12 protein-coding genes are annotated in these 11,513 nt (G+C 62.1%); 10 read left to right on the forward strand and 2 right to left on the reverse strand.

What is annotated here, in order from left to right; translation table 11 throughout:
* Window positions 1-8: 8 nt before the first annotated feature.
* Entirely contained in the window at window positions 9-1,274 is a 1,266-nt protein-coding gene (gene mshA, locus BJP06_RS09205) for a D-inositol-3-phosphate glycosyltransferase (protein WP_071573633.1), read from the forward strand.
* Between the two features lie 497 nt (window positions 1,275-1,771).
* Entirely contained in the window at window positions 1,772-2,737 is a 966-nt protein-coding gene (locus BJP06_RS09210; RefSeq protein ID WP_071573634.1) for a serine protease, read from the forward strand.
* Window positions 2,738-3,280: 543 nt separating this feature from the next.
* On the opposite strand, the gene BJP06_RS09220 is transcribed toward BJP06_RS09210, so the two are convergent.
* On the reverse strand, window positions 3,281-4,408 hold the full coding sequence (locus tag BJP06_RS09220) for a hypothetical protein (protein ID WP_071573636.1): 1,128 nt from the start codon (window positions 4,406-4,408) through the stop codon (window positions 3,281-3,283).
* 50 nt (window positions 4,409-4,458) lie between these two features.
* On the opposite strand from BJP06_RS09220, the gene BJP06_RS09225 reads away from it, so the two are divergent.
* From BJP06_RS09225 to BJP06_RS09235, 3 genes are read left to right on the forward strand one after another with little or no spacing between them, the layout of a single operon-like run.
* Window positions 4,459-5,205, forward strand: a complete 747-nt coding sequence (locus BJP06_RS09225; RefSeq protein WP_071573650.1) for a phosphoglyceromutase — start codon at window positions 4,459-4,461, stop codon at window positions 5,203-5,205.
* Between the two features lie 9 nt (window positions 5,206-5,214).
* Complete coding sequence (locus BJP06_RS09230) at window positions 5,215-6,354, forward strand: cell wall metabolism sensor histidine kinase WalK (RefSeq protein WP_083433259.1); 1,140 nt, start codon at window positions 5,215-5,217, stop codon at window positions 6,352-6,354.
* A gap of 25 nt (window positions 6,355-6,379) precedes the next feature.
* Window positions 6,380-7,078, forward strand: a complete 699-nt coding sequence (locus BJP06_RS09235; protein ID WP_070363208.1) for a response regulator transcription factor — start codon at window positions 6,380-6,382, stop codon at window positions 7,076-7,078.
* Here BJP06_RS09235 and BJP06_RS09240 read toward each other — a convergent pair.
* Window positions 7,060-7,935, reverse strand: a complete 876-nt coding sequence (locus BJP06_RS09240) for a hypothetical protein (RefSeq protein ID WP_070975687.1) — start codon at window positions 7,933-7,935, stop codon at window positions 7,060-7,062. The two genes, BJP06_RS09235 and BJP06_RS09240, sit on opposite strands and share 19 nt — an antisense overlap.
* Window positions 7,936-7,968: 33 nt before the next feature.
* Between BJP06_RS09240 and BJP06_RS09245 the strand changes: the two genes are divergently transcribed.
* The 5 genes from BJP06_RS09245 (at window position 7,969) to BJP06_RS09265 (ending at window position 11,177) form a co-directional block, all read left to right on the forward strand.
* A complete protein-coding gene (locus tag BJP06_RS09245; RefSeq protein ID WP_071573638.1) occupies window positions 7,969-8,925 on the forward strand; it encodes a Ppx/GppA phosphatase family protein in 957 nt (318 codons plus the stop codon).
* Complete coding sequence (locus tag BJP06_RS09250) at window positions 8,925-9,680, forward strand: hypothetical protein (protein ID WP_070363205.1); 756 nt, start codon at window positions 8,925-8,927, stop codon at window positions 9,678-9,680. The genes BJP06_RS09245 and BJP06_RS09250 overlap by 1 nt, the downstream gene beginning before the upstream one ends.
* 45 nt (window positions 9,681-9,725) lie before the next feature.
* The gene (gene proC / locus BJP06_RS09255) at window positions 9,726-10,529 is read left to right on the forward strand and encodes a pyrroline-5-carboxylate reductase (protein WP_071573639.1); all 804 of its coding nucleotides are present in this window, start codon (window positions 9,726-9,728) and stop codon (window positions 10,527-10,529) included.
* A gap of 227 nt (window positions 10,530-10,756) precedes the next feature.
* Window positions 10,757-10,948 (forward strand): helix-turn-helix domain-containing protein, encoded by a 192-nt coding sequence (locus BJP06_RS09260; RefSeq protein WP_070363204.1) that lies wholly within the window; start codon window positions 10,757-10,759, stop codon window positions 10,946-10,948.
* 127 nt (window positions 10,949-11,075) lie between these two features.
* The gene (locus BJP06_RS09265; RefSeq protein ID WP_003855542.1) at window positions 11,076-11,177 is read left to right on the forward strand and encodes a 30S ribosomal protein bS22; all 102 of its coding nucleotides are present in this window, start codon (window positions 11,076-11,078) and stop codon (window positions 11,175-11,177) included.
* Window positions 11,178-11,513: the final 336 nt, after the last annotated feature.

Consider the following 11,513-nt stretch of genomic DNA (forward strand, 5'->3'; position numbering starts at 1 on the left):
TGGCGGGCATGCGCGTCGCCATGATTTCAATGCACACCTCGCCCCTCGAACAGCCCGGCATCGGGGACGCCGGGGGGATGAACGTGTACATCCTCAACATCGCCCAGCAGCTCGCGCGCCAGGGCATCGAAGTCGACGTGTTCACCCGCGCCACCCGCCCCAGCCAGCCACAAATCGCCGAGGTCGAACCGGGCTTCCGGGTCATCCACATCGTCGCCGGCCCCTACGAAGGCCTGCCCAAAGAGGAGCTGCCCACGCAGCTCGCCACGTTCGCCGGCGGCATCGTGCAGTTCTGCCGAATTTACGACGCCCACTACGACATCATCCACGCCCACTACTGGCTGTCCGGCCAAGTCGGCTGGCTCCTCGCCGAACTGAGCGACGTCCCCCTCATTTACACCGGCCACACCTGGGCCGCCGTCAAAAATGCCTACGCATCCGGCGCCGAAAGCTCCGAAAGCGAAGCCCGCCGCATCTGCGAACAGCAACTCGTGGACAACGCCGACCGCCTCGTGGTCAACACCGAAGACGAAATCACCGAACTGTCCCGCCACTACGACGTCGACCCCGCCAAAATTGCCGTGGTCACCCCCGGCGCCGACACCGAGCTCTACACCCCCGGCACCAACCGCAACACTGAAATGTCACGCCGCCACCTCGGCATCCCCGTCCACGCCAAAGTGGTCGCTTTCGTTGGCCGTCTCCAGGAGTTCAAGGGCCCGCAGGTGCTCATCCGAGCCATCGGCAAACTGGTTCGCGATGGCGTCGACTTCCCCCTGCGCGTCCTCATTTGCGGTGGCGCTTCGGGCGGTGGGGTGAGCGTCGACACCTACCAGCGCCTCGCCGAGGAAGAAGGCGTGGGCCACATCGTGCGCTTCCTCGGACCCCGGCCGCCCCAGGAACTCGTGAACGTGTACCAAGCCGCCGACATCGTCGCCGTGCCCAGCTACAACGAGTCCTTCGGCCTCGTCGCCGTCGAAGCCCAAGCCACCGGCACCCCCGTGGTCGCCGCGGCCGTCGGCGGCCTGCCGATCGTCGTCGCCGACGGCGAAACCGGCACCCTTGTCCACAGCCACGACCCCGCCGACTGGGCCAGCGCCATCGGTGAGCTCCTCCACGACGACGACACCCGCATCGCCATGGGCCAAGCCGCTGTCGCCCAGGCCAGCAAGTTCAGTTGGCGCGAAAGCGCCCACGCCCTCACCGGCATCTACCAGGACACTCTCGACCACTTCGACCGCGGCCTCTGCGACCGGAAAGCCATCGGCAGCTAGCTGCATGTTTTTGGGGGAACGCCTTTTGTGTTTTCCCAGTTCGGAGGCTCGCGGAAGGGAATTTGGTGTCACCCAGCTGCCTCGAGTGACAAAAGACGCAACCTAATTTGGGCTAGACATTCATGCCCGCTGGTGGTAAAAGTGCTAGATGTTTTGAGGTGCGTCCTTTGTCACTGGCTCCCAAATCTATGCGCCAAATTTCTGCTTTTAGAAGGGCGCCGTTGCGTTTCTCCCAGGTCGCTCCTCTATCCGCTCCGGCTCCGGCTCGGGCGGGAATTTGGTGCCCAGCCCGGTTCGCGCTGGCGGCCAAGACGCGTTAGAACCGTTCCGGTCGAGGCATTGGAAGCGTGTGATGCTGGTGGTCATTCAAAATTGCCGCGGGGTTGGGTGAAATCTATTCGGAGTATGTAGGGCCAATAAGGCGTAAATCCTAGTGGCGCTATGCTACTGTAAAGTCGAAAAGGATCGGACCGTTAATCTTTCGTTAAGGAGTTACTGTGCGGTATCGAGTTTTGATTGAGGGTCTTCTGCTTGCCTTCGCTTTTGGCGTTGTAGGGACGCCGGTGAGTGTTGTGCAGGCTCAAGAGGCTGGAGAGCAGGTCAACGAATTATATGAAGGTGGTGAGGAACAACATTGGGAGGATGAGTCTGATGGAAATGAACCGTACGATGAGGGGTTGGACTGGTTCACTACCAATAAAACTCCTACATATGACAATAGGATCGGTGCCTTATATTTCTCTGACGGATTAGTTTCGAAGCGAACATGTACGGCCAACTATGTTGGAGATTATTACTGGCTGACGGCTCGGCACTGTGTTAAAGGTAAATTGAATTCAATTGGATTTATCCAGCAGTCTGATGGTGAATTTGCAGGGATTGAGTTAATTGAAATGGCTCCCAACCCGGAGCACGATCTTGCGCTCATACGTGTGGGAACTGGAATTAATGCTAGAAAATTTGAGTTGAGTGCGAGGTCGCCACGAGTGGGTGACGGTGTTCGAGTAATTGGCTATTCGGGGCAGGTTGGGCAGCCCAATAATTTTTCGTCGGCAGCAGATTTTCGTGTGGGGGTAGTTGATTACCTGGTTCATACCACCACGGGAGACGTTTACTCTGACCAAGTGCGTTTGGACCCAACCGGCGACGCCAATTTGTGTCACGGTGACTCCGGTGCAGCGGTTTTTGCCGGGAATGAGATAGTCGGGGTTGCTTCGACTACTAAAGTCCAGATTGATAGCTCTGGGCGGGAGCAGTGCATTGGGTCTGGATCCGCTGCAAAAATCGACTCTGAATTGGGGTGGATACAAAAAACGGTACAAAACCAAAGCTTGACTCAAGCTCAGAAGCACCGAGCTTGGCGAGGCGGTGTTACGGCGAAATTTAACCGCAAATCCCTTGGCGTCCATGAGCACTCGAAGCTCCCAGGCAGTTCTTGTGGGGGATCGTCGTGCGGAAAGTGAAGATGATGAAATTTAGATTTCTTGTACCCGGATTGGTCACGGTGGCTGTGGCGGCATCTGGGGCTACTCATAGCGCTTGTGCCGAAGTCACGGAGCCCCAAGCAGCAAGCAGCGTAGCGGAGTCAAGCAAAACAGACAACGTGTTCGATTTCGCCGATACGATGGGGTATGTATTCAAGCATCGTGAGGTGTCTGGAGAGATGCTTGAGGCGATTGTCTGGGGAGTGACATCAGAAGAAAAAGCAGCGAAGTGTCGTGAGCTGCGGAAGTCTCCAGTCCAGCCTGCAATTGGTGAACCTATTTGCCCGTCCCAACCGTACACTCAAGCAGACGTGGCCCTAGCGAATTATGCCTCCACGTTTGCCAAAGGGTCGCCGATTTTGGCCTTGCGGATAGCTCTAGCGGTCTTGGCTGCGCTTGGTGGGGCTGTGTACGCGGCTGGCCCTCAGTTAGCGGCTTGGGGTGTGCCGGTCCCCTGGCTGTGAGGTTGTAAAACCAAAAGGTTGTCGGACGGGCTTTGCCAAGGGATGGCGCCTTTGTCCATCAATTGAGTGAAGCCGTCCCAAGCGCCTCCACCGCCGCGGCGGCACCCCACTTGCCGAGTTGTTGCGCGTGGTGATCGACCGCACCGGAGACGTCGGCGGCGAGGCGTTGCGCCTGCTCAACGGTGCGGACCTGGCTGGCGCGCTGGGCGGCAACGTCGGCGTCGCGTTGGGCTGCGGCGACGGCCTCGTCGAAGCCCTGCTTGCCGGTCTTGCGCGGTTTCAGTTCGGGGTTGTCCTGCATGATCTGGCCCATCAATGCCCCTTGCTCCTGATTGAGCGGGGTGAAGTCGGCGTGGGGCGCGGTGGAATCGGGGAGTGTGAAGGCTTCGTTGACTTTGCCGTCGGGGACGTTGAAGGCGTCTTCGATGATGCGATCAGCACGCTGGGCTTTGCCGAGGGGTCCTACGCCCATGGAGCTGACACCGAGGACGGCGCCGTCGCGTGGGTCGTAGTTGATGCCGCCGGAGTCGCCGTGCTCGTAGTGCAGCCCCCAGGAGTAGATGCTGTTGCGGGAACGGGCGAGTTGGTGGCCGCAGGTGCGGCCGGTGGTGGCGCCGTCTTTGCAGATGGGTTGGCCGAAGTTGGAGGTGTCGAAGTAGTTGTAGGGCAGGTTGCGGGTGTCCTGGATGTAGCGCAGTTCGCGAGGTGCGCCGTGGGCGTGGCCGTTGGCGTCGCGGGAGAAGGACATGCGGGTGGCCGGGGCGTCGGGGGCGGCGGTGACGACGCCCCAATCCGGGGTGTTGACGGTGTCCCAGAAGAACTGTGAGGGGAGGTAGACGTCGGCGTAGTCGGTGGAGGGTTTGAGGTTGGTTGGGGTGCCGATGGGGCGGTAGCTGGCGTCGATAGGTACTTCGACGCGGTGGGTGCGCATGACGTCGGTGGGTTCGTTGTCGACACCCTCGGAGAGGTCGAAGCAGTGGCCGGCGGTGAGCATGACGAGCTGGCCGTTGATGGTGCCGTTGAAGCCTTGGGAGCAGGACGCGGCGCTGGCGTGTTCGGGGATGGAAATTGTGTGATTGCCCACTCGTATTGTGGTCGGTGGTTGCTCTGGGAGGACACGAAATGGTGCCCCAGGTGCGAGAAGTGCGACGGAGAGCGTGGCGGCGACGGCGTTGGCGTGGATCATGAGACCCAACCTTAAAGAAAAATCATACGATTCGTGGCATGATTGGTGCCATGACGAATGGAAAGTTGATTCTTGTCCGTCACGGACAAAGTGAATGGAACAAGTCCAACCAGTTCACCGGCTGGGTCGATGTCAATCTGACTGAGCAGGGTGAGCAGGAAGCCGTCAACGCCGGTAAGTTGATGGCAGAAAAGGGCGTGCTGCCGGACATCGTGTTCACGTCGCTGCTGCGTCGTGCGATCCGCACCGCGAACATCGCGCTGAACGCTGCGGACCGTCACTGGATTCCAGTTGTGCGTAACTGGCGCCTCAATGAGCGTCACTACGGCAAGCTGCAGGGCCTGAACAAGGCCGAGATCCGTGAGGAGTACGGTGAAGAGCAGTTTATGAGCTGGCGCCGTTCCTACGACACTCCGCCACCAGAAATCGACGCCGACAACGAGTACTCCCAGACCGACGACGTGCGTTACGCGTTCCTCCCAGAGGTGCCACGCACGGAGTGCCTGAAGGACGTTGTGGAGCGCTTCCTGCCGTACTACATCGACGTCATCCTGCCTGAGGTTCTCGACGGCAAGACGGTCATGCTGGCTGCGCACGGTAACTCGCTGCGCGCCCTGGTGAAGTACCTGGACAACATCTCCGACGATGACATCGCTGCCCTGAACATCCCGACCGGCATGCCGTTGGTCTACGAGATTGACAGCAAGGGCAAGGTGCTCAACCCAGGCGGCACGTACCTCGATCCGGAGGCGGCTGCGGCAGGTGCTGCTGCGGTTGCTAACCAGGGCCAGAAGTAAGTAGCCACATTGTCCCCGCTACTGGCGTTTTTAGGGGGCGTAGTTCTCGCAGCGCTTGCTGCACCGTTGGTGCGGCGGGCGCTGCGTTGGCGTTTACGCAACCGGGTTGATGGTGGTTCGGATTCCCGCAGGGCGGCTACGATTAGTGAGGTGCTGCAGTTGGCGGTGCAGGGCTCGCCGACGGGGATTGCGGTGATGAACCAGGAGGGCAAGGTGCTGCTCTCGAACGCGAGGGCGCACGATATGTCGCTGGTGTATGACCGCACGGTGCAGCCGGAGGTGTGGGAGACCGCCCAGCAGGTTTTTGAAGATCAGGAGACGCACGTCCTTGACCTTGACCTGCCGATTCGTGCGACGGGGTCCCGCATTCGGAACGTGCGCGTGGTGGTCAAACCGCTGACGCTGACGGAGAACTCCTACGTGATTGCTTACAGCACGGACGAGTCGGAGAACGTGCGGATGGAGCACGCGCGCCGCGACTTCGTGGCGAACGTCTCGCACGAGCTGAAGACGCCGGTTGGCGGGATGGCGCTGCTCGCGGAGGCGCTGCTGCAGGACCCGGATGACCCGGAGATGGTGGACTACTTCGGCACGAAGGTGCTGAAGGAGGCCCACCGGATGGGCGACATGATCACGGACCTGATTTCGCTGTCGAAGCTGCAGGGCGCGGAGGCGTTGCCGGAGATGGATCCGGTCAGCCTCGACGAGGTGATTGACGACGCCATCACCCGCAATCACGTCACCGCCGAGGGCCGCAACATCGACCTGATCCGTGGGGAACCCACCGGGATTACGGTGATGGGGGACCAGTCGCTGCTGACGTCCGCGGTGAGCAACCTGGTGTCGAACGCCATTAACTACTCGCCGGACGGCCAGCCGGTGAGTATTACGCAGCAGGTGCGTATGTCCGGGAAGCAGAAGGTGGCGCTTGTGCGCGTCACTGACCGCGGGATCGGGATTGCGCTGGAGGATCAGAAGCGCGTGTTTGAGCGTTTTTACCGCGTCGATAAGGCGAGGTCGCGCTCGACTGGGGGGACTGGCTTGGGTTTGGCCATCGTGAAGCATGTGGCGCAAAACCACGGGGGTACTATCAGAGTGTGGTCGCGCCCGGGGACCGGGTCGACTTTCACGCTCGAGTTGCCGATGTAGCTTTTGCAGGAGGGTTTCCCTAACCGTGTCTACGAAGATCCTGATCGTTGAAGATGAAGAGTCCCTGGCGGATCCGCTGTCGTATCTGCTGGAAAAGGAGGGCTTTTCCACGGTGTGGGCGGCCGACGGCCCGGCGGCGCTCGAGGCGTTCGAGGCCAACGAGGTCGATCTTGTTCTGTTGGACCTGATGCTGCCGGGCATGAGCGGCACGGATGTGTGCCGGAAGCTGCGCGCGAGTTCGTCCGTGCCGATCATTATGGTCACGGCGCGCGATTCGGAGATCGATAAGGTGGTGGGCCTCGAGCTCGGCGCGGATGACTACGTGACCAAGCCGTACTCGACTCGCGAGCTCATTGCGCGCATCCGGGCGGTGCTGCGCCGCGGCGGGGAGTCGGCGGCGGAGGAAAAGGACGAGCCGAGCCGCGACGTACTCATCGGCGGCCGCGTCACCATGGACGTCGAGCGCCACAGCGTGCTTGTCGACGGCCAACCAGTCCGCATGCCGCTCAAGGAGTTCGACCTGCTGGAGTACCTGATGCGCAACGCCGGCCGGGTGCTTACGCGTTCCCAGCTCATCGACATGATCTGGGGTGCGGACTACGTCGGCGACACCAAGACCCTGGACGTGCACGTCAAACGGCTGCGCTCAAAGATCGAGGAGGAGCCGTCGAAGCCGAAGCAGCTGGTGACGGTGCGCGGCCTGGGCTACAAGTTCGAGGCCTGATCGCTGGCCGGGTGCGTGGTCTTCGCCTCACGCGGGAGTTTCGCGCGGGCGGCGCAGTGCGCGGCGAGGACCTCGTAGGGCTTCTCGCCAATGAGCTGCTGTAGCTCCTGCTTCATCGACTGCCACACGGGTGTACCGCCGGTGTGGCAGGCGGGCGCGTCGGTGCACCACCAGTCGAAGTCTTCGCCGCCGCCACCCCACTGGCGCCGGTCGTACTCGCCGATGGTGGTGCGCAGGATCTCCTGGCCGTCGGCGCGTTCCTCCCAGGAGTCCTCCCGGGAAAACGGCACTTGCCAGCACACTTCCGGTTTGGATCCGATGATGTTGCGGCCTTCCGCCATCGCCCACTGGTGCAGGGAACAGCCCGGGCCGGTTTCGGCGCCGGTGCGGTTGGCGAAGATGCAGGCGCCATCCACCACGCGCGTCTTGATGTGTGGGCCGTCGTCCTCTTCTTCGGTGTCGTCCCACTCCAGCCAGGGCTCGAGGATGGTGGGGTCGGCGGCTGCGATGTAGGAATCGACGTCGCGGGGGCGCAGCTGCCAGTACTTCGCGGGCATCTCGGCGACCGCATTATAGAGGTCGTCGCGGTCCGTTTCGTCGGAGAGGTACGCGCCGTGGATGCAGCAGCCGACAACGGAGAAGTCCTCATCAATCCCGTGGCACTGCGGCGTGCCAAACCGGCACGACCAGGTGGATTCCACCCACGTCAGGTCGATGCTGAAGTAGTGCAGCGGGTCCTCCGGGTGCATGAACACGAACCATTCGCGGGGGAAGTCGGTGGGCACTTCGCGTCCCGCGAGGATCGAGCGGCCGGCGGGGGATTCGGCGGGGAATCCGAGAAAAACTGGTTGATTCACACCAACACACCGTAGACGCACTACGCTGAGGGGGTGCGATTAGGTGTATTAGACGTAGGCAGTAATACGGTGCATCTCGTGGGGGTAGATGCCCGCAGCGGTGGCCGCCCCACCCCGATGAGTGACTGGAAGCAGCCGCTCCGGCTCGTCGAACTCCTCGACGACGAGGGCAATATTGAGCCTCGGGGCGTCGACAAGCTTGTCGACGCCGTGGGGGAAGCCGCAGGCCTAAGCAGCAAGCTGAAGTGCGAGGAGTTCCTCGCCTTTGCGACGTCCGCCGTGCGCTCGGCGACGAACTCCGAGGATGTGCTGAAGAAGGTTGAGAAGAAAACCGGCGTGCGCCTCGAAGTCCTCTCCGGCGAGGAGGAGGCGCGGCTGACGTTCCTCGCAGTGCGCCGCTGGTACGGGTGGTCCGCGGGGCGCATCACCAACCTGGACATCGGCGGCGGCTCCCTGGAGATGTCCACCGGCACCGAAGAAAGCCCCGACCTGGCCGTGTCCCTCGACCTGGGCGCCGGGCGGCTCACCCACGAGTGGTTCGAATCCGACCCGCCTGAGCGTAAAAAGATCAACCTTTTGCGCGACTACATCGACGCTGAACTCGCCGGGCCCGCCCGCGAGTTCCACGCGCTGGGGGAGGCGGGGCTGGCCGTCGGCACCTCGAAGACGTTCCGCTCCCTCGCTCGGCTAACCGGCGCTGCACCCTCCTCAGCTGGGCCTTTCGTGAAGCGAACCCTCACCGCGCCGGGCCTGCGCCAGCTCATCGCGTTCATCTCCCGCATGACCGCAGCCGACCGCGCGGAGCTCGAAGGCATCAGCGCTGACCGCTCACACCAGATCGTTGCGGGTGCCCTAGTTGCAGAGGCTGCCATGCGAGCGCTTAAGCTTGATAAGTTAGAGATCTGTCCATGGGCGCTACGAGAAGGCGTGATCCTCCGTTGGATCGACCAAGGGCATGACTTAGGAGATGACGAAGGAGACAACGACTGATGTCTGAGGACAAGCAGCTGACGGTTGCGGAGCTCCTCGCCCGGGCCCAGAAAACCAACCCGGACGTGGGTAAGCGTCCCCGCCGACGCCGCAGCTTGGAGGAAGGCGGCGTCTCGGTCGCGGAGCTGACCGGCTCCTTCAAGGCTGTCGACGCCCGCCCGGCCGAAGCGAAGCACTCCAGCGTGCCACTCGACGCACCAGCCGAACCCGCACCGGCGAAGCCTGAGCCTGCTGCAGAGAAGCCTGCGGCCGAGAAACCTGCGGCTGCAAAGCCTGCGGCCGAGAAGCCGGTTGACCCGCCCGCGCCTGCGCCTGCCGCGCAGAAGGCCAGCCCTTCCGAGGACGAAACGACGCAGATCCGCGTCGTGGAGGACACCAAGGAGCCAGCGCAGCGCACCAAGGCTGAGCCTGCTGAGAAACCCGCCGAGGAAGACAGCCTCGACCTCTTCGACGACGACCATGTAGAGGATGTGGACGTCGAAAAGGTGGAGCCTGAAGCCGACGACGGCGCCGTCAACCCCATCATGCTGGTGCTCTTCGTGTTCATCGGCGTGGTTCTGGGCGTGCTCGGGTTCATGCTGTTCAGCTGGATCTGGGCGAACCTGGCAACCGCACTCGCAGCCATCCTGGGCGCCGCCGCTGTTGCGGGCGTCGTCTTCGGTGTGCGCGCGATGCACACTGGCCGCGATGGTCTGACCATGACGCTCGCGGGCGTTGCCGCCCTGGTCATGGCGTTCGGCCCGGCCCTGCTCTAAGGGCGTTTTCCACCACAGCGCCCCCGTGGCGCTAGTGTGTGGTGCATGGAAAAAATCGCAATCATTGGCGTTGGCAATATCGGCGAGGCCCTGCTGCAGGGGCTGATCGCCTCAAAGGTCGAACCGCACCACATCATTGCCACCTGCCGCTCCGAAGAGCGCGTGGCGGCGCTCGCCGAGCGCTACGCCATCCAGGCCACGACGGACAACGTCGAGGCCGCCGCCGACGCCGACGTTGTCTTCCTGTGCGTCAAACCCAACCAGATCATTGACGTGATCGGGGAGATCGCGGAGACTGTCGCGAGCAATTCGGTGCCCACCGTGCTCGTCTCGATGGCCGCCGGCGTCGACATCGCCGACATGGAAGAGGCAATCTCGTCCGCGGGCACTCCGATCATGCGCGTGATGCCCAACACCCCGATGCTCGTGGGCAAGGGCGTGCTCGCCGTCTCCGCCGGCCGCTATGTGGAAGACGAGCAGCGGGAGGCCGTCGAAAAGCTCTTGACGTCCGCGGGCCGCGTCGTCGCCGTCCCCGAAAAGGCAATGCACGCCGTCACCGCGCTCTCGGGTTCGGGGCCCGCCTACTACTTCCTGCTCACCGAAGCACTTATCGACGCCGGCGTTGCCCTCGGACTGCCCCGGGACCTCGCCACGGAACTGGCCACCCAAACCTGCGCCGGCGCTGGGGCGTTACTGGACCAGCACCCCGACCCCGTTGGCCTGCGCGCCGCCGTCTCCTCACCGGGCGGCACCACCGTCGCCGCAATCCGGGAACTCGAGGAGTCCGGCCTACGCGCCGCGATCTACCGCGCCACCGACGCCTGCGCGACGCGCTCCGAAGCTTACTGAGCCGATTGCGCCGGTTGCGCCGATTGCGCCGGTTGCGCCGGTTGTGCCACAGCAGTCACCGCTTTCACACCAGATACGGGGTGTTTCTCCAGGCACTTTGAAAAATTATCGGCACATGAGTCGCATTAGGCCCAGTGTTCACGATAAGGTTGTTTGAAGCACGTGCGTGTTTCGTCCTGCAGGAGGGGAAGCCTGCAGCGCGACCGTGCTGAAGGGTTTATGAATTAATGGCAAATGAAGATAAAGGCAAGTTCTTAACCGTCGCTGAAGTCGCCGAAATTATGCGCGTCTCCAAGATGACGGTCTACCGCTTGTTGCACTCGGGTGAGCTGCCGGCAGTACGCGTCGGCCGCTCCTTCCGCGTCAACGAAACGGCGGTCAGTGAGTACCTCGAGTCCTCCGTGTACGACGTCGGATAACTAGCACTCACCTTGCCCGAACCTTTTTGAGTGCCAAACACCTTGGTTGTATGCTTACACCCATTGCGTACACCACGAGTGAATGCTGGCACGTCAAGAACGTACTACGAAGAAACGAGGAAACCTTATGGGTTCAGTGATTAAGAAGCGCCGCAAGCGTATGTCCAAGAAGAAGCACCGCAAGATGCTTCGCCGCACGCGTGTTCAGCGTCGTAAGCTTGGCAAGTAAGCTTTTGCAGCGCCCGCACCACATGGTTGGAGCGGGCGTTTTTTCATGCGTGTGGCTCGCGCTCCATACCGGTGAGCGAGCGAATTAGCCTGGGGAAATGCGGACTTAAGTGACAAAATGTGTGCTTTTCTCGGCGTGTCGACTTAAGTGACAAAATGTGTGCTTTTTGGGGGCCGGGATGGGTGGGTTGTGGGGTGTTGTGCTGGGGTTATGAGCGTCCTGCCCAGCCGTGTCGGATGGCCCAGGAGGGGTTGAAGTCGGTGTCGATGCCGGTGTCGTAGACTTTCGGCCGGCCGTCGGGTGAGTTGGCTTGGTCGCGTTCACGCATGTGTGCCT

The organism is Corynebacterium sp. NML120713 (genome assembly GCF_001875735.1).
Lineage (GTDB): Bacteria > Actinomycetota > Actinomycetes > Mycobacteriales > Mycobacteriaceae > Corynebacterium > Corynebacterium pseudogenitalium.

What these genes read in the sequence shown, in the direction of transcription:
- mshA (WP_071573633.1), top strand. Translation starts at nt 9, where the DNA reads ATGCGCGTCGCCATGATTTCAATGCACACCTCGCCCCTCGAACAGCCC.
- BJP06_RS09220 (WP_071573636.1), bottom strand. Translation starts at nt 4,408, where the DNA reads ATGATCCACGCCAACGCCGTCGCCGCCACGCTCTCCGTCGCACTTCTC.
- BJP06_RS09225 (WP_071573650.1), top strand. Translation starts at nt 4,459, where the DNA reads ATGACGAATGGAAAGTTGATTCTTGTCCGTCACGGACAAAGTGAATGG.
- BJP06_RS09250 (WP_070363205.1), top strand. Translation starts at nt 8,925, where the DNA reads ATGTCTGAGGACAAGCAGCTGACGGTTGCGGAGCTCCTCGCCCGGGCC.
- proC (WP_071573639.1), top strand. Translation starts at nt 9,726, where the DNA reads ATGGAAAAAATCGCAATCATTGGCGTTGGCAATATCGGCGAGGCCCTG.
- BJP06_RS09260 (WP_070363204.1), top strand. Translation starts at nt 10,757, where the DNA reads ATGGCAAATGAAGATAAAGGCAAGTTCTTAACCGTCGCTGAAGTCGCC.
- BJP06_RS09265 (WP_003855542.1), top strand. Translation starts at nt 11,076, where the DNA reads ATGGGTTCAGTGATTAAGAAGCGCCGCAAGCGTATGTCCAAGAAGAAG.